Genomic DNA, 18,888 nt, shown 5'->3' on the forward strand with positions numbered 1-18,888 from the left:
AAAGTGCTGGATTACGCTCAGAGAGGGCGCTACGGAGTATCTCATCATGGCGGGGATGATTTGTATCTGCAAAGTCAGAGACGTGGCGGCCTGGGCATATGGCCTGTTCTTCGGTGTATCGAATATCGCCCAAAACTGGGCGGCTGATACGCAGATATGTGTGGATGTGGAGAATAAAAACGAGTTTGATTGAACCGGACGGCAGCGGCAACCCGGCCACGGATGAGAATTTGGATAACTCTCCCCTGGATGAGGGCAAAAGCAACATCAACCTGGCGCTTAGGGCTCTTTCCCAAAGATAAAACATGAGTAATAGAGTATTAGTGCAACGATGATTTCAAAACCCGGCCGGGCTATAAATACGATGCCGTGGTTATGAGAGCCAGACTGCCCAACAAATTGGGTTCACCGCTGATTTATACTTATAAAGGCTCCCTCAAAACAATCTATGACTTGAGATCTGCGTCGGAAATCATGCCGCCTGGGCATATCATCTGTTGACCATGGGGCTTTAGATAAATTAGTTTGGGTATGTCGGAAAACGACATTACTTCCCGGGGGGGAGCCGTGACTATTACTTTACCTGCCGATTTCAAGGCCAATCATCCCAAGTTAAATCAAAGGTGCGGCATGCTGCCTGAGCGCAGCGGCAGTGAGGGTTCGCGCCGTTACTGGTTTGGGATGCTACAGATTCATGAAACGGAGAGGCCATGACTGATCAGTCTCGCAAGCTAAGCCTTGTAAGAATACGTAACGACGCGGCCGAGACAAAATCCGTATTCTTTGGCTTTGAGGAATACGCGGATACATTGGCCGGATTGATTGTCAATCCTGAAAACCAAACCCCTCTGGTGATAGGCGTATATGGGCCATGGGGATCAGGCAAGACCACCTTGATGAAGGCAATACAAGGCCGCCTGGACGGCCCAAAGGCAACGGAGTTTGGCGATAAGATCAATGGGGCTGATCAAGGGGCGCGCAACTGCAAAACAGTCTGGTTCCAAGCCTGGAAATACGACAAGGAAAACGAAATTTTAGCGGGGCTTTTGGACGCTATCTTTCAAACCATGAGCCAGGACGATTTTTTCAGCCAGGCCAAGGGGCAGATTGAAAAACTGGCCAAAGGGATTAACAAACTCAAAATACTTGGCTTTGTTTCAAAGCTGGCCTCGGGCGTGGATATTTCGGAATTTTTCAAAGAGCTGGACTATAAAAAGCAACTGGGTTTTTATGATGTCTTTGACCGTTTCCTCAAAGACTTGATCTACACCTACCTAAGTTGGCGCATGAAAGTAACGCCTTCCGACAAACCGGACGACAAAAAAGGGGCCCTGGTCATCTTTATTGACGATCTGGACCGCTGCCCCCAGCCCCGCATTGTCAAGGTGCTGGAAACCATAAAACTATTCATGGACCACAAGGGTTGCGTTTTTGTCATCGGTGCGGCCCAGGACATAATCATCAAGGCTTTGGCTGATAACTACAAGGATGATGCGAACCGTTTCATGGAAAAGATAGTGCAGGTCACCTTCAACCTGCCCAAACTGTCCGAACAAGCATTTTATCCCTACCTGGAAAAGCTGGTTGGCGATCAAGAGGAAATAAAGAGCAACTTAAATTTGATCATCCCGGCGATGGGCGGAAACCCCCGCCAATTGAAACGCTTTATCAATAACCTGAACCTGCGTCACGGGCTCATGCGCAGCAGCGGAATAACCATTAATTTGGGTCCTGTGCTGCATTGGGGCATATTAGAGCACGCTTTCCCCGAGTTCACAGATTTTATTAAAGAGCGGCCCAACAATTTATTCGTCATCAAGGAGCACCTCGAAACCATAGCCCAAGAACTTGGCGACCGCAAATTCTGGAAGGCTGAAGAAGACCGACTTGATAAACTCAAGATCGGTCCATCCCTCAAAAGCTACATACTTAACGAATCCCTGGTGAAAATCATAGATATATTAAAGATAGATCCAACGGAATTCACAAAGCTAATCACCTTTTCCGACATCGTTGAATCTGAAGTCTCCGGGGCCGAAACACCCAAGGAACAGCTTCGTGTCGGCAGCCGCAACAAAACCATGGTGGAGATACTCCCCGGTCGTTTCAAATTTGGGGAAAAACCGAAAAACGATCAAAACTGGCAGGATGATGAGATAAAAGCGCCCTATTGGATCGACCTCTACCTGGTCACCAATGCCAGGTATAAAGCCTTTATCGAAGCCGGTGGCTATGAAACCGAAAAATGGTGGAAAAAGCATGGCGGCTGGGAATGGCGCGAAAAACAAGGAATTATCAGACCGAAACATTGGGATGACGAACGGTTTAACCAGTCTAATCATCCTGTAGTGGGAGTAAGTTGGTTTGAGGCGGCCGCCTTTTGCGCCTGGTTGAGCGAAGCAAGCAAAGATGCTTATGAATACCACCTTCCAAATGAAAGGCAATGGGAACGGGCGGCCCGCGGCACTGACGGACGCGAATACCCTTGGGAAGGCGATTTTGATCCCAATCGTTGCAATACAGAGGAGTCCGGCAAGGGAGGCACAACACGCGTGGATATCTATGAGGACGGCAAAAGCCCGGAAGGCTGTTACGATATGGCGGGCAACGTCTGGGAGTGGACTTCCGACTTTTTTGACAAATATAAAGTTTCATATGTGATCAAAGGCGGCTCGTGGAACAGTACGGCGGAGTACGCCCGCTGCGCCAACCGCGGCAACTACAACCCGGACAATCGTAGCAGCGATGTGGGGTTTCGTTGCGCCAGGACTCCTAAATAATCCTTTGTACTTTTACTCTTTTACCCTTTGGTCTTAACGGAAAAATTTTTTAATTTGAGGATAGGCTAAATTAGATGGCCAAAGAAGTTGACGCAATTACTCAAATTTATGATTTCGTTCTTTGGTTCATCCCCAAGATAGACAAATTTCCGCGAAACCGGCGCTTCGTGCTGGGAGACCGAATAGAAGTGCTGACCCTGGAAATCCTGGAACTTCTGATAGAGGCGGCCTACACCAGGCGCAAGTCAACGCTTTTGCGCACGGCCAATCTGAAGCTGGAAAAACTGCGCTACCTAGTTCGCTTGGCCAAGGATCTGCAAGCGATAAACCTCAAGGCCTATGGGCACGCCGCAAAATTGCTGGATGGTGCGGGGCGTTCCATTGGGGGATGGCTGAAGTACAGCGAAAATGAAAAGCCACAAGCATCTGTTTGAAAAGATAACCAGCTTTGAAAACCTGCTGGAAGCCGCCCGCAAGGCCCAGAAAGGCAAGCGCTTCAAGCCGGCCACGGCCAGATTCAATCTGGATTTGGAAAAAAACCTGCTTAATATACAGGCAGAATTGCATAGCGGCGCCTATCGGCACGGATCATACCAGAACTTTGTAATTCGCGATCCCAAACAGCGCCTTATTAGCGCTGCTCCATACCGGGACCGGGTGGTGCACCACGCATTGTGCAATATAATCGAGCCGCTTTTTGATAAGACATTTATTCATGATTCCTACGCCTGTCGCAAAGGAAAAGGCACTCATGCTGCCATGGAACGCTACAGTAGGTTCGCCCGTAAAAACCGATTCGTGCTCAAATGCGACATCCAAAAATACTTTCAAAGCGTTGACCATGAAATACTTCTAGGCATGTTGTCCAAAAAGATAAGATGCCCCCCCACCATGGCTCTGATAAATGAGATCATCCAATCCAGGGTTGATAACAGCATTGTGCAGTATTTCCTTGGCGATGATCTATTCAGCCCATACCAACGTCTCAGAGGCCTTCCCATCGGAAACCTGACCAGCCAGTTTTTCGGCAATCTCTACCTCAATGGTTTTGACCATTTCATCAAAGAACAGCTGCGGCGCCACCATTATGTGCGCTATGTTGACGACTTTGTGGTTTTCGGCAACAACAGCCAGGAACTACAGGGCGTGAGCGACTGCATGGTCGCATATCTCTCCGGGCTCAGGCTTAGGCTGCACCCGAAAAAATGCCGGGTCTACCGCACTGCGGACGGCGTCAGTTTTTTGGGGTTCCGCATTTTCCCCACCCACAGGCTGTTGGACAAAGGCAATGCACTGCGCATGAGGCGCAAACTCAAACGATGGCAAATAATGTACGCCGATGGTGATATTGATTCAGAATACATACACCCGAGGATTCAAAGTTGGGTGGCCCATGCCTCTTACGGGAACACACATCGGCTTCGCAAACGTTTACTCGAAAAAACCGTGTTTAAACGGGACGAGGCTGAGAACAACGTTGGGCGGCTCGTGGAACAATACGGCGGAGAACGCCCGCTGCGCCAACCGCAACAACAACAACCCGGACAATCGTAACAACAATGTGGGGTTTCGTTGCGCCAGGACTCTTTAACCATTTCCATGCCGGAGCCGGTGTCTTCAAGGAGCCGCCGGGGGTGCAGAGGAAGAGTCCAAGCCTCGATCCGGCGTCGGCAATCTCAGCCGACCGAAACATGAAAAGCCCCGCCTGGGCTGGTAACCGGTTGGGCGAAGGCTCGGGCGGGGCAACTTGCATGTCACCATGGGGGATGACTTCAACTTGATCAGGGGGAATGAAATGGCATCCGAACACAAACGGGCAACCTTGCTGCACCTCTCCGACCTGCATATCCGCAATAACGCCGAAGAGACCCTGGACCGCTCCATGGTGCTTGATCCTCTGTTGGAGCGCATTAAGTATGACTATAGTAAGGGCCTGCGGCCCGAATTGGTCCTGATCAGCGGCGACATCGCCTTTAAGGGCATCAAGGAGGAATACGACCTTGCCTTGCCATTTTTTAAAAAACTGCTCGGCGTCCTGCACTTGAAGAACGACCGCTTGTACATAGCGCCGGGCAACCACGACCTAAACCGCAAGGTTTACCGGCCGAGCGAGATCCCCGCCTACAACACAAACCGCGAAATCAATGAAGAGTTGGCCAATTGCGACTATCGGGCCGATCTGCTCAAGGGCATGCGTGATTACTTCGATTTCATCCAAACCAACTTTCCGCACATGACCAGTGAGCATGGCGATTTGGTGCCGTTTGTTGGTCGGATCAAAATGAATTGCGGCATATATCTTGGACTCGTCGGCCTCAATTCGGCCTGGATGTGCCGGGCGCGTAAAAACGATGAAAGCGACAGTGGTCAAATCGCCATTGGCCAACACCAGATCAAATCCGCATTTGCAGAGTTGGAAGGTAAAGGCGAGATTCAGGCCACCGTGGCCATGTTCCACCACCCCCTGGGCTGGCTGGCCCCCATGGATAGAAGAATCTGCGAAACATACCTGGACCGCACCATAGTTCTGACTGGACATCTACACGAGCCGGGCGGCGGCTATTTTAACGGTTTCAAAACCCAAACGGCCCGTATTCAGGCTGGAGGCGCGTACCTGGGCAGCCCTACGGATTGGCCCAGCCGCTATCACTACATTGGCATTGACCTGAAGCGCCAAAGCTTGCGGCTTGATTTCCGGGCCTTTTCAAAAGCAAAAGGCGAGTGGTTTGTGGATGCCGAGACCGGGGATGATGGGGGAGGGGCGGAGATACCTGTCAATTTTCTTGGATTGGAAAAAACCGCCACAGCCTCAACCGGACCTGTTCATGCACTGCCCGAGTTCCCCCGGCTATACGCCGCCTGGCTCCATGAAAATTTCAGACATCTTGATGCAAAGGGCTTGAATCCATCGGGAAATGCAATTCCCTTGAGGTTGCCGGAGATTTTCATTCCGCTTTATGGAGCGGACCTGGCTAAAGTTGAGCAAAAACTCGAACATCCTGAGCGTTTGAAAAGTCAAACCCATGGCGGCAGGCGGGGAAATCCGCCAGATGAACCCAGAAAAGTTGAAATTGAAATCCTGGCGGCCAGGAATAACGCTTTACTTATTTCAGGCCAAGCAGGCTGCGGAAAGTCCACCTTGCTCAAGCATTTGGCTTACACTATCTCCCCCCGCTCGGACAAGGAACCTGCCTCGCCGGAGCTTGCCGAGTATCTGCCGGTCCTTATTCAGCTAAAGGATTTAAAGGCCTATTGCAGTAAGGACCGCAAAGATTTGGAGCGCACCCGCAGTGTGGGTGATGGCATTGTTGAATGGTATCTGAAAAACAAGTTCAATGGAAACTTAACGCTTGCTGATGTACATGAGTTTGCCAAATGTGGGCGGTTGATGCTTTTAATAGACGGCCTGGATGAAATTGACCAGCCCCTTAGGGATTATGCGGTAAACGCCCTGGCGGATCTGCGCCTGCCCCATGCTGAGAATAAAATCGTCTTAGCCGGCCGCCCTCATGGCCTGGATGGTGCGCCCGGAAGCCGTTTTGCCGATTTTAAAACATCGGTCGAGGAACTTGAAGCCGAGCAAATCAATCTGTTTATCCGTAAGTGGTTTGACATTTTTTACCAAGGCACAACGGGTTTGGGCAAAAAAACCGCGGATGATTTGCTGGGTGATATCAAAGCTCATCCCGCCCTGGAAAAGCTATCCGAAAGCCCGCTGATGCTGACCGCCATCTGCCTGCTTTATTATGATGAAAAGGAGCTGCCAAATCAGCGTGCAGAGCTGTTGAAAAAGTTCATCGACAACCTGATAGCACGGCGTTTTGATGATCGCGAGTCAGTGCTGATTTATCTTAAAACCCTGGCTCATGACATGCATCAAAAAAGGGTGCGTGTCTTGGACAGGGAGCCTGCCATTATGGCGATGACCAAAGATTTGCCGGCTTTGCCTGGTGAAAAAGATCCGGAGTTTAAACTGCGCAAAGAGCGCCTATTCAAATACATAGAACCCCGCTGCGGATTGCTGCTGGAAAGAGCTGGTCAGACCGAATTTTGGCATCTTCTTTTTCAGGAATTTCTGACCGCCCAAATGCTTATGAATATTTCGGAGGATAAACATGCCGCCATCTCCGATTTTTGGAATGACGACTGGTATGAGGAGGTTATCGAACTCTACGTGAGTTATTTAAGCATTGACAACCCGGCAACCGCCAACAGCATCATTGATGACGTAATCCAGGCGGATGACGAATCGCCCTACCGGGCTTGGCGATTGGCGGCCCGCTGCCTGGTTGATTTTCATAAAAGCAGACAGAACCCAGGATTAATCCAGGCAACCAGGGAGCGCCTGAAACTGATCATCCAAAAGCCCCTGGAGGCAGCAACGCTTAATGATGCGGGTGCGTCTCTGGGCTGGTTGGGCGACGACCGGGACCTGGAATCCTTTTCGCCGGTGCATGGGGGGGAATATGAGCTTGAAGACATCGGCAAACGAACCATGGAGGCGTTTGAGATCGGACGCTATCCAGTCACCAACCAGTTTTTCAAGAAGTTCATAAAAGCCAAGGGCTATGAATCCAAGGCATATTGGACCGAACAAGGTCTGAAATGGCTGGAAACAAAACAGGCAACCCGGCCGGAAACCTGGTCGGAGCGTAAATATAGCTGCCCCAACCAGCCGGTGACCGGGGTTTCCTGGTATGAGGCCACAGCATTTTGCAACTGGCTAAACGCAACTGACTCAAAACACTATTACTTCCTGCCTTCGGCAGAGCAGTGGCAGGCTGCCGCGGCAGGAAAAGAACAGCGAAAATTTCCCTGGGGTGATAATTCACCCACCGGCAGATGTAACATTTATGAAAATAAAATCGGGAGCCCATCACCGGTGGGAATATTTGCCGGCGGGCGTACACCCGGGAACAAGGATGACGCAATTTTTGATCTGGCGGGCAACGTGTGGGAGTGGACTTCCAGTCTTTGGGTCAGTGCTAGGGATTCATATGTGATCAAAGGCGGCTCGTGGAGCGGTTCGGCGGAGTACGCCCGCTGCGCCGACCGCGTCAGCTACGACCCGGACGATCGTGACGACGATGTGGGGTTTCGTTGCGCCAGGACTCTTAAATAATCCTTTTTACTTTTACTCTTTTACCCTTTGCTCTTAGCGAAAATTTTTTTAAAATCCGGAATTTTCAGTCTGGCGGGGGCCAAGTGTAATTTTTGTAATTATCAGTATTAGTTAAGGCCTAAAATCGCTAATTGGCCGTAAGGCGGATATTCAAAAGGGTGTATAGAAACAGGTTCTTAATGAAATATTTTAAGCAACCGGTTCAATATCAATTTCCCTGGTTATGGCTCTTTGCTGACCGCAGAACCCATGATCCAACCCATATTTGGCGGATACTCTGCTAAACGATTAAATTGCTTTTCGGATGTGACCCATGTCATCCCAAAAGAATCAGTAAAAAACATCCCGCCTTCATTTCTCAATCGAACCAGGAGGCATAGGGCCAAGGGGCTCATCAGCCCGTTAATATTTAAAATGAAAAATGTAATTTAAAAAAAGTATCCGTTGGTCGTGGGAGAGAACCAAGTACTAAGGACAAAAACAACAGGCACAGCAGAAAAACAAAGGGAGTCAGCTCTTGTGAGCTGACTCTTCAGATTGCTGACAAACCGGGTCGTTTCGACCCGGTTTGTCTATGCCTTGTCTTTTACGGTTTTGGAAATGTTGGGCGGCAATAATTACAAAAAACGGGTCCACGCGGGTTTTTCAGCCTCAATATAGACAAAATAAATAACGAAAAAGGGCTATTACCTCCTTTCCCGGCTAAATAGCGCCCCATAGCCAGGGTGTTTTTTTCATGTTCTGGCAGGCGGCGCAGAGCAGACCCTGTTCCCTGACTTTGGCCAGCCCACTCATGCGGGCATATCGGTGCCCGTGGAGTTGCTTTGAGTCCGCAAAGCTTCGTTCCACGCTTTCTTTCCTGCGCTTGTAAATTTTCTTACCGTGTTCACCGAGTCGGTTGGCATTCACCTTATCAACGTGATCCTGCCAGACGTGACGTGTAATCACCTTGATCTGCCTGGCGCTTTGGGTGCACTGACAAAGCAGTTTGCAGTGCCGAGGTAGCTCGTGGTTGACTTTTTCACTTGCCGCTTCCTGAAGTTATTCTTATTGGCTGATGCTTTGAGGTGAGTAGAATCAGTGTAAAGGGTCTTAGCTCCCACCATCTCACGACAAATGACCAGAAACACTATCTCGTCGAATATGTCCTGGTATATCGTGCTATCGGACAAACGCCGACGGCGATTCTGGCTCAAGGTGGAGGCGTATGGCACCTTCTCCCGAAGACCAAGACCCAAAAACCGGCGATACTCTACGTTGACCCGAATATCCCCGACCAACTGACGCTCACCGCGAACCCCGAAAAGTTAACCAATAAAGAGCATCTTGAATAAAACCACTGGATCTAAAGCAGGACGGCCGTCATCCGGACGGTATAAAGCCCTCACCCGATCACGGATAAAACTAAAATCAACGGCTTTATCTATTTTACGAAGTTGTCCTGCGGAACCAACTCCCCGATGCTCGCAAATTCCAACTCTGTTTGTTTATAACCCTGTTCTTTTAGCATGCCTCATAATAAAAAAAGTCCCCACCGCTAGGCGGGGACTTTGTCAACAGTCTATTGGTGCTGGTTTCCGTATCCGATCATTTATCAACCTGACTTGGTTTATTATTTACCCGCCGCTTGAAATACCAGTAGAACAAAAGGCCCAGGGCCAGGGTGATGGCTGAAGGCAGCCCCCGCCAGGGGTTATCGGCCAGGGAGAATGTCACCATGCCCAGGTTGGCAACGATGAAGATGAGCGGCGTCAGTGGATAGCCCGGCACCTTGAAGGGCGCCTGGCTTGGGTCCTTGCGGCGCAGCACAAAAAGCCCGGCCACTGCCAGGGCCGCTATTAGCGACAAAGTGAAGCCTATATAAAACAAAAGGGCGTTGAAAGAAGCGCTGAGTATCATGACGGCGGCTATGGCGGATTGCAGCCAAATAGCGTTATTGGGCACCCCGGAGCGTGGATCGATGCGTCCCAGGGCTCCCAGAAAAAGTCCGTCGCGCGCCATGGCGTAATAAACCCTGGGGCCGGCCAGGATCATGGCTCCCAAGGCGGATAAAAGGCAGATGCAAATGGCAACACTTAAAATCCCACCTACCCAGGGGCCAAAAAGCGCCTTGGCCGCTACCGCGCCGATCTCTTTGATTCCCGGCATGCCCTCCGGTCCCAGGGCTGCCAAATAAGCTATATTCAGCAACAAATAGAGCAGCACCACCAATCCAGTGCCTGACAACAGGGCGCGGGGCAGGTTGCGGCCGGGATTTTTGATTTCGCCGCCCAGATAAGCGGCCGCGTTGAATCCGGTATAGGCGAATGAAATAAACACCAGGGCAGTGGCCACGGCTCCGGCGCTGGGCGCCTGCGGACCGCTGACGGCCACTGGTTGCCAAGGACTGTCAACCGGCCAGAACCAAAGCCCTGCCACAATCAAGGTTATAAGTATTAGTATCTTAAAAAGGGTCAGGGCGTTTTGCACGCCCAATCCGATGCCTAAACGCCTGGTATGCAGCAGGGTGAAGGCGGCAAGAAAGGCCAGGGCCAACAGGGTTTCAACTGAAATTACCAGGCAACCGGCGCAGAACAAGGGCTCCTGTGGAACCCCGGGAATGATGTGTAAAAGATAACCCGAAGCCGCCATCGCCGAGGCCGCTATGGGGGCGGAAAAACCTACCACCAAGGATATCCAACCCGAGAGAAAAGCCCATAACGGGCCGAAGCTTTCCCGCAGAAATACGTATTCGCCGCCGGCCAGGGGCAGCCGGGCTCCCAATTCGCCATAACTCAAGGCTCCGGTAAAAGTGATGGCTCCGCCTATCAGCCAACAGGCCAAAAGCCACCAGGGATCGTTCAGCATTTGCATTATAAAGCCGCTGGTGGTGAAGATACCCGATCCGACCATGTCGGCTATAATAACGCAGCTTGCTGAAATTAAACCCACCCGCCTGGTCAGTTTAGGCAAATTATTTTTACCTGTTGTTATATTTTCTTTTTTTCCGTTTTCTTGTTTTTGCATGTCCTACTTCCACAGATTATGTAGTGGTCGCCGCAGGTTAAACCTTTTTATCGTTCTGGTCTCGCTGATGAACCCAATTTCTTCGATACAGCGGTAAGCAGTCAGGTGCGCAATGAATAACTTTTACATTAGCCGGCTGCTTATCCGCTAACCCCATATGAACTATTTCTTGTTTGAGGTGAACAATGGCTTGATTGTTTAAACGGGAGCGTCTCTCTGGGCGTAGGCGTTTTTTCAAGTCCAAAGCGGAGTATGCCGTGGACTGCATTCCAGAAGGCCGCCGATTGTTTCACCACCTGATAACGGGTGCGCAAAAGAGCTTATTCCCGCCGGAATCGTTCACCGGGGAAATGGGCTGAGTAGCGCCGAGCCAATCCACTTCGCAAGGCATCGGCCAGGGATCGGGCATGGTGTTTTTCATTCTTTTCTGGTTATGGCTGATCAGTTTGAACCGGCGGGCATCAAGCACCACCGGCCCGATCCCTTTTTGGCGGACCACCGCCACCACCCAGCAGCGCATATTTCCGGTTTCAAGGGAGGCATCGATATTGCCATGGGGCCACAGGCTAACGGCCTTTATCCATTGAGATTCGCCGCCAGCCACCCTGCCTTGCCTGACCATCCGGCCCTCGTCATTCAATGCGTAAAAAAGTCGTAGTCTTCAGGCGCACATAGATATCAACATAGGTCATGGCCTTCCCTCCCGGCTTTGGCCGCTCATTCAGAATGACCATTATCGATCATCGGGAAGGAAGACCACGCTCATAACATCTATGCACCGGGTATCGACCCGCTCATTTACCCGCTTTTTCTGCCGACATCCATCTCGATGGGGCAAAATGGGGTTGGCACTGTGCGGCTCTCGATGGGGGAAAAACCGGCCTGATCCATGGCCCGGGCGATCTCTCCCTTTTCGAACATTTTCACCTGCCCATACAGGGCATGGGTCAGGTTCTCCAGGATCATGCCGGGCGGGCGGGTGTGTTCGTGGGTGATCCCCTCGGCCAGGCTTACGAATACGCCGCCGGGCTTGAGAGTTTGGTGTATCTTCCTCATCAAGGGCCCCAGATCATCGCCCACGAAATTAAGCGTGGCGCTGGCCAAAACCAGGTCATAGCCCTCCCCCAGGGAGTCGCTGGTGTAATCGCCGCCCATGACCGACATCCGGTCCTGCATCTCATATTCGGCGATAAAAGACTCGGTCATCTTAACCACCGAAGGCTGGTCGAACACCACTCCCCTCATGGTTGGGTGCTGGGCAAGGACGGCTATGCACAGCATGCCGGAGCCACCGCCCAGGTCCAACATCCGCTCGAACGAGGAAAACCCCTGGATCTTGGAGATGAGGCCGGCCAGTTTCCGGGCGGGACCGCCCAACTGGTAGTTGGCCATGCTGCGGGCATAGTCCGCCCAGATCGCCTGGTCTCCCATGTCCGGGCTCCCTGGAGGCGGGCCGGACTTGACCAGCGTGGTCATGTCCTGCAAGGCCCCGGAGGACATCCGGTAAATCATGCCGACCATTTCGCCAACATAGGCCGGGCTCTTTTGGCAGAGGGATATCTCGGCCTCGGTGGTGTTGCGGTACAGCCCGTTATTCTTTTCAATGAGTCCCAGGCAGGCCAGGCTGTCCAACATCGCCTCGGTGCTCCCCGGGTGGGTTTCAAGCTCCTGGGCTATTTCCGGGCCCGATCTCGGAGCTGAAAGATGATCGAAAACCCCAAGCTCGATGCCCGTGAGGAGAACCCGGGCCTTTATCCGGCCGCTGAGTATCTCGTATATGGAGCTGGATTCAAGGTCAATGTCAGGCAATTTTCTCATAACAACATCTTTCACTTGGAAGGGTGGCTTGTTTTATGATCCGTTGGCGCATTCTATACCGGGCGGCAGTCTTGAATCGGCCTTGATGCTTGCACTCGAGGCAGATCAACCACACACCGCCCAGGATTCCTCTAATGTAAAAAGGGCCCGACGTACATCAACTGCAAAATGGGCATTTTTTCTTTGCCCACCAATTCCACGATATTGTCAAGCCTACCCTTGATAACTCTCTGGCTGTTTTTAAACCCGGCATTTGCCACCAGGGCTATCGGTGTCTTCCGGTCATAATAAGCGGAAAGTTTCTTAACCATGTCCGGCAAGGTAACCAAATAGTCGGGCATGAAAATCACCAGAGATGTTTGCCTTTCCAACATTGCGTCAAAATCAAAGCACGTTTTATTAAGCCAATCCTCGACATCCGGAACCGTTATAATAACGGACTTGGTGTTTACTCCTTTTGTAACGCTCTTTTGCAGGACGGCGTTGGCGGCATCAAAGGAACTTACGCCGGGAAGCACTATGGGGCAAAGGTCGGCAAATTCCCTCAAAACCCAAGCCCATGGCGAATAGGTCAAGGGGTCGCCCGAATCCAGGATGCACACCTGCTTGCCGTTTTTTATTGCCTGCCGCACCTTGACGGCCGTCTCTTTCCTGGCTTTTTCAGCAGCAAGGAACCGTTCCAACTGCTTTCCGGAAAAGTCATCTGCGCTCTTGCCGTATCCAAACCACTGCCAAGCTCCATTGTCAGAGGGCTTCCAAACCTCTTTGCCTTGCGGCAGGAGTTTGTGATTGAAGCCCTTTTTAAGAAGGTCGGACTTATCTACTATCAAGTCGGATTTTTTTATCAGGTTCACCGTCCGCAATGTAGCCAAGTCGGCGTTGCCGAGAAACAATCCGGCCAAATATAGCCTTCCCTTCTCTTTTTCCGCCCTGGCGCGGCATTGCGGTTTATCCAGGTTGGCGCCAACGAAGACAATGAAATCATTGGGAAGTTTTTGTTTGGCAACGGTTTCGGCAATATTTGCAATCGCACCCCTAACAACCTTTTCCTTATGGATGTCTCCTGCATTGAAAACCAGGGCAATGGGGGTGTCGGAAGCGTACTTTTTCGATAGTTTGGCTAACATGGTGGCAAATTTATTTTTTTTACAATAAATAACCATGGTCGCAAATTTGCTGGCCAGCCTGTCGATTGCATCTTTTTGCCCGGGAGCGTCGTTGGTTGTTATGATGATTGATTTGGCAAGTTCACTGAATGATATATCATCCCGCAAGGCTGCGTTTGCCGCGTGAAACAGGCAAACGCCGGGTTCCACTTTTATGGTGAGATCCTTGAACGCGTTGAGGCACCAAAGCCAATTTCCATAAACCATGGGATCGCCGTGGTCGAGCAAAGCAACCACTTTGTTGGCCTTTACCGCATTCCTGACTGATTTTATAATCCGGTCACGTTTCACGGACTCGTCGGCCAAGTCCTTTTTTTGCAGGCATGATTTCTCACCGGTAACCAGCAATTCCTTACCTGCCAATAAACTGCTGAATTGTTTGGCCAGCATGGAATTGCAAATGATCAGGTGAGCTTTGCGAACAGCCTGTTGCGCACCGACCGTAATTAAATCAGCAGCACCAGGCCCCATGCCGACAAGGTAGATGTTGGGTTGGCTTGCCTTTTCCTTATTCTGAGGCTGCCCACTGGTTTGGGCACTGGCAAGGGAGGTTATCAGAAGCAGGGCAATGGCAATTGCCAATGACAGCGGATTAGTGGCTTTTACTTTCATAAAAAACGTCTCTTTTTATATAGTCATTTCAATTAAAATGTGCGGTGGATGACCAGGCCGCAGCAAAAGCCACGACCTGATTTTTAGCTTGTCTGACGCCTTAACTTAATGAAATTTTTAGATTAAAAGCGGTAAACCAGCTTTACCCCGAACTCCGCAGGTTCACTATAAAGCGTGTAATAACCACCATAGTAACCATAAGAAGTGTAATCGGTGTCAAAGACGTTCTTGCCGTACAGATATACGTCAAAGCGTTCGGTTTCATAGCCCACTCTGACGTTCACGACTTCATAGGGGTCCCTGGAATAATTATTGTTCTTGTCGAAATACATTTTCCCGTAGCCTATTAAATCCGCACGGGCGAAATATCCTTTGGGGTGCCGGTATTGGGCGCCCAGGTTAAAGGTGTACTCGGGGGCGTAGGGATTGTGGTTGCCTTCGTAATCACCTCTGGTGTCACTGAACTCATCGAACTTAATATCCGTATAGCCAACACTTCCGCTTAAGGTGAGCCCTTCCAGGGGAATGGCCCTGACTTCCAGCTCGCAGCCCGTGGCGGAGGCCTTGCCCGCGTTGGTAACGACCTGTGAGGTCTCTGTTGGGACGGATTGACTTACCTGCATGTCATCAATGTTCATATAAAAAACCGCCGCGTTTATCATGAGCCTTTTGTCCAGCAGGGTGTTTTTCACGCCCAATTCATAGGACCAAAGTTTTTCCTCATCATATTTGTAGTATTGCTGATCAGTGGCGTAGGTGTTAAATCCCCCGGATCGGTAGCCCTTGCTGGCACTGACATAGGTCATCACCTGCGGGTTGAAGATATACTCCAGGGCCACCTTGGGTGAGATATCATCCCAGGTGCCATCCAGTTTCGCCCCGCTGATATAGTCTTCAAATTCCATATCCTGGGTTTCGTAACGCAAACCCAGCACCAGCCGCATCTGCCAGGGGAAGAGATAGCTTGCCTGGCCAAAGGCGGCATAGGCGTTCCCCATGGTCTCCCGATCGTTGGTCCGCCTCCTGAAGGGAATGTCGGAATCGACTTTAGCCTTCACCTCATTATCGGTGTCATCATAGTAGAGTCCCGCCAGCCATTTCAGCCTCTCGCCCGAGGAATTCAGGCGTAACTCCTGGGAATAGGTGGTGTATTTATTGTCCTTGTCGTTGTGCTGCAGGGTCGCGGGGCTAAAGTCGTAGTCAGCAGTAAAATCATCGTCAAACACCCGCCGGGTGGTGACGGAGGTCAGCTTAAGCGATTCGGTCAAATCATAGGCTATCTTGAGCGACTGAGCAGAAGAGTTCGCTTTGTTTTTCCCTCTAAAATTGCAGGCCACCTGCCTGTCCGGAAACGGGGGCATCCCAAAAGCAGCGACTCCCGCGCTCCCCAGGGACATGTTGTTGCCGTCGTTGTCGTACTGCAGAATCGAGGCTAACAAAGAGATGTCCAGAGCCTCCACCGGCGTCCAGCGAAGATGGGCCTTGCCATACCAGTGCCTCTTGTCATTGGCCGGTCCGCCCAGGTAGGTGTTGTCGATAAAGCCTTCTTTTTCATACCATTTTCCCGCCAGACCGATGAACAGCTTGTCCTGCACTATGGGGCCCTTGAAGTTGAGGGCGACCTGTCTCTTCTGATCCGTGCCCAGCTCTGCCGAAGCCTTGGCCCGGTATTCGTTTCCCGGTTGTTTGGTTATGATGTTGATGGCGCCTGTTTCGGTGCTCTTGCCGTAAAGGGTTCCCTGGGGCCCCCTGAGCACCTCCACCCGTTCGATGTCAACCAGCGCGTCATCATATCCGCAGGGATTCAAGATGGGAATTCCGTCCATAAACATGCCGGTGGTAACGGTGAAGGTCGTCACTTCGGCGTGCATGCCCCGCATGGAAGGCGTGTTCATCCCATCCACGCCGTTTGAAAAAATCATCAGGTTGGGCACATAGTCGGCTACATCCAGGATCGACTCTATCCCCCTGTCATCAATGGCCAACTCGTCCAACACGGTGACACTGACGGGTACTTCTTGGGCCTTTTCCTCGGTTTTCTGGGCAGTAACCGTGACAGATCCCAACTGGTGATTTTGCTTCTCAGAGTTGTTCTGTTCCGCAGCCGTCCCCGCCCCCATGGCGGTCCCTGAAAAAAGTAACATCAGGGCCATGGTCGGCACGGTCGCCAGCTTATGAAAGCGCTTCATGTCCTAATCTCCGTTCCAAACTGAGTTGCCTTTTGATCACCTGCCATACCAATGGATTACCCAGCGTGGGATCAAAAGGGTTCCAAGTGCTTTGGGATGGGATTAGATCACATGGGATGGGCCGCTGCTGGCAATCCAGTGCTTTTTTCTAGCCCAATCGTCCATTACTGGACAGAAGAGCCGGTTCTACAGCATTGACCGGGCAGGTAACCGAAATATTTTTTAAAGGCCTTGGTAAAATAGCTGGGACTGGAATAGCCCACCGCGCAGGCTGCTTCAGTGACGTTCATCTCCCCTTCTTTCAGGTAAAGCATGGCGGTCTCCAGCCGGCGGTTGCGCAGATAGTCAAAAGGAGTAATGCCGTAGGCGCTGCGAAAGCAGCGGTGCAGTTTGGTGCGGCACATCCCCACCGAACGGGCCAGTTCATTGAGGTCGGGTGTTTTTACTAAATCAACGGCCAGCAGGCTGGCGGCATGGCGGACCCTTTCCAAGTCGCCGCGTCTGAGGCTGGGGGTGTCAATCAGGCGTTTTTTTGGGGCTTGCAGTTGTTCTAGTTTAAGGGCTAAAAATTCCAGGGCCTTGCTCTCCATGAACAGCTTGCGGATCACACCCTGAAACGGGCATTGCAAGGCCTGGTGAATAACCTCTCGCATGGTGGGTGTAATCTCATCCCCCAAATGGATGAATCCCTGGACAGGATTGAACAGGCCGCCCGGCAGACGCTGCTCGTCTTGATCGGCAATTACGGCCAATTGATCAGGTTCCATCAATACGCCTACCCGCACCATCCTTTTGGAATCGATGATTTGACTGAAACTGGCAATGTCGGGGAAGTAATTTACGGCGCTTTGTCCGGATCTGGTGGTTACAGTGGTTGCCCGGCGTTCAAAGCCTATCTGGGCCTCAACCAGGCCGGAAAGGCAGCAACCTAATCCCATGGAATCAAATGGCGGCGAATGCTTGAAGACGGTGGGTTGATGCAGCTTAAAATCCGCAATATTTAGCTTCATGCCGCAGGCCAGGCGGAAGGCCTTGATGTCTCCAACGCCCAAGTCTGGAGGAAGTACAACCTGATTGGCCCCCAGGTTTTCGTTCCATCTAGAAGGGGGGAAAACCGTTTTTTCCATGGCATAAGTATCCAAGAGAAGATTCTGCGTCACAGAAGAAGATTTTCTTTTTACTCTCAGCCTTTTGCTGATTGTAAAGAAACTCGGGCCAGGTATTTTCCAAACAACTTGAGCCCCAACTTGAGAGGTTGGCGCCTGGGAAGTGTCCACCCCCTTTAGCCTGGCTGTGATTACACCCCCATACCAACCAGTTGATGATAGATAATATTATGGGTAATTAGACCTGTCAAACTATATTTAGTAGATTATAATTTAAACAGGCAAGGGCCAACCAAAGAGTTATTTTGTCTATAATAATTACTAAATCAATGGATAATATTATTTTCGTCCCTGACTACATCCTGGGGTCAAAATTTGGGTGAAATCAGGGCTGTGAGTGGGGATGTGTGAATTACAGAGCTCGTTTCAGTTTTGACAATTGAAGATCAAGGAAACAGTTTGCTTCCCTGAAGCGTTCCTTTGCCGGATCTTACATGGCTTCGACCTCTTCGGTGAAAGGGGTTTTAGAGCTGCGTTCAGTGTCGGACAAAGCGTAAAATTAATAGAGCGCGGTCTTTAAAGCGCAAACAGTCAGCAACCGCTCTCGTATTGATACAGGCCGGGTTTCAGCTTCTTGCTATCCATCCGCACCCTATCGCGGGGATGGAGCGCTTATGGCGCTTGGAAAAAATCTCCACGAATCACACACAGATAAAGCAGATTGATCCCGCCCACGAACAACGGACAATCAGTTAAGCTACATTTTTGATTTCGAATTCCAATGGGCTGATATGTCCATTGGCACTATGCCTCCTGGTTCGGTTGTAGTCCACCTCAATATACTCAAAGACAGCCTGGCGCATGTTTTTCCTTGTGTCGAATCTTTCCCCGTGGATCAGTTCTACTCTCATGGAATGGAAAAAGGCTCTCGGCACAGGCATTGTCATACGGGTTGCCTTTGCCGTTCATGGAGCAGGTCAGTTTATGTTTTTCGATCGGGGGTTGGTATTTCTTTGAGCAACACTGGCTGCCGCGATCGGAGTGCACGATCACGCCCTTGGGCATGCGCCTGCGCCACAGAGCCATTTG

Annotated in this window: 11 protein-coding genes and 3 pseudogenes; 6 read left to right on the forward strand and 8 right to left on the reverse strand. The window is 51.0% G+C overall.

Annotation, left to right across the window (positions count from 1 at the left end):
* The first annotated feature begins 46 nt into the window (after positions 1–46).
* The 6 genes and pseudogenes from X474_RS26855 (at position 47) to X474_RS14690 (ending at position 7,902) form a co-directional block, all read left to right on the forward strand.
* Positions 47–193, forward strand: a complete 147-nt coding sequence (locus X474_RS26855; protein ID WP_231688334.1) for a hypothetical protein — start codon at positions 47–49, stop codon at positions 191–193.
* Between the two features lie 517 nt (positions 194–710).
* Positions 711–2,780, forward strand: coding sequence for an SUMF1/EgtB/PvdO family nonheme iron enzyme (locus X474_RS14675; RefSeq protein WP_052515241.1), 2,070 nt, complete (start codon positions 711–713; stop codon positions 2,778–2,780).
* A 74-nt stretch (positions 2,781–2,854) separates the two neighbouring features.
* Positions 2,855–3,214, forward strand: coding sequence for a diversity-generating retroelement protein Avd (avd, locus tag X474_RS14680; protein WP_044349946.1), 360 nt, complete (start codon positions 2,855–2,857; stop codon positions 3,212–3,214).
* Positions 3,189–4,025 (forward strand): annotated as a pseudogene (locus X474_RS14685) (reverse transcriptase domain-containing protein); the annotation flags it as partial. The gene avd and the pseudogene X474_RS14685, both read left to right, overlap by 26 nt.
* Before the next feature lie 148 nt (positions 4,026–4,173).
* A complete protein-coding gene (locus tag X474_RS27290; protein WP_353743134.1) occupies positions 4,174–4,371 on the forward strand; it encodes an SUMF1/EgtB/PvdO family nonheme iron enzyme in 198 nt (65 codons plus the stop codon).
* A 204-nt stretch (positions 4,372–4,575) separates the two neighbouring features.
* Positions 4,576–7,902, forward strand: coding sequence for an SUMF1/EgtB/PvdO family nonheme iron enzyme (locus X474_RS14690; RefSeq protein ID WP_197282125.1), 3,327 nt, complete (start codon positions 4,576–4,578; stop codon positions 7,900–7,902).
* Positions 7,903–8,604: 702 nt separating this feature from the next.
* On the opposite strand, the pseudogene X474_RS25645 reads toward X474_RS14690, so the two are convergent.
* From X474_RS25645 to X474_RS25650, 8 genes and pseudogenes are all read right to left on the reverse strand, one after another.
* Positions 8,605–9,412: pseudogene (locus X474_RS25645) on the reverse strand (transposase).
* Between the two features lie 77 nt (positions 9,413–9,489).
* Positions 9,490–10,908, reverse strand: coding sequence for an APC family permease (locus X474_RS14705; protein ID WP_044349950.1), 1,419 nt, complete (start codon positions 10,906–10,908; stop codon positions 9,490–9,492).
* Between the two features lie 289 nt (positions 10,909–11,197).
* The gene (locus tag X474_RS14710; protein ID WP_044349951.1) at positions 11,198–11,530 is read right to left on the reverse strand and encodes a hypothetical protein; all 333 of its coding nucleotides are present in this window, start codon (positions 11,528–11,530) and stop codon (positions 11,198–11,200) included.
* A gap of 176 nt (positions 11,531–11,706) precedes the next feature.
* Entirely contained in the window at positions 11,707–12,726 is a 1,020-nt protein-coding gene (locus tag X474_RS14715) for a methyltransferase (protein ID WP_044349952.1), read from the reverse strand.
* A gap of 131 nt (positions 12,727–12,857) precedes the next feature.
* On the reverse strand, positions 12,858–14,504 hold the full coding sequence (locus tag X474_RS14720) for an SAM-dependent methyltransferase (protein WP_044349953.1): 1,647 nt from the start codon (positions 14,502–14,504) through the stop codon (positions 12,858–12,860).
* 122 nt (positions 14,505–14,626) lie between these two features.
* Entirely contained in the window at positions 14,627–16,693 is a 2,067-nt protein-coding gene (locus X474_RS14725) for a TonB-dependent receptor (RefSeq protein ID WP_044349954.1), read from the reverse strand.
* Between the two features lie 164 nt (positions 16,694–16,857).
* Positions 16,858–17,820 carry a helix-turn-helix transcriptional regulator gene (locus tag X474_RS14730; RefSeq protein WP_052515242.1) on the reverse strand — a complete coding sequence of 321 codons (963 nt, stop codon included), beginning with the start codon at positions 17,818–17,820 and terminating at the stop codon, positions 16,858–16,860.
* A 731-nt stretch (positions 17,821–18,551) separates the two neighbouring features.
* Positions 18,552–18,888: pseudogene (locus X474_RS25650) on the reverse strand (IS3 family transposase); the annotation flags it as partial.

The sequence above is a fragment of the Dethiosulfatarculus sandiegensis genome (genome assembly GCF_000931935.2).
Classification (GTDB): domain Bacteria; phylum Desulfobacterota; class Desulfarculia; order Desulfarculales; family Desulfarculaceae; genus Dethiosulfatarculus; species Dethiosulfatarculus sandiegensis.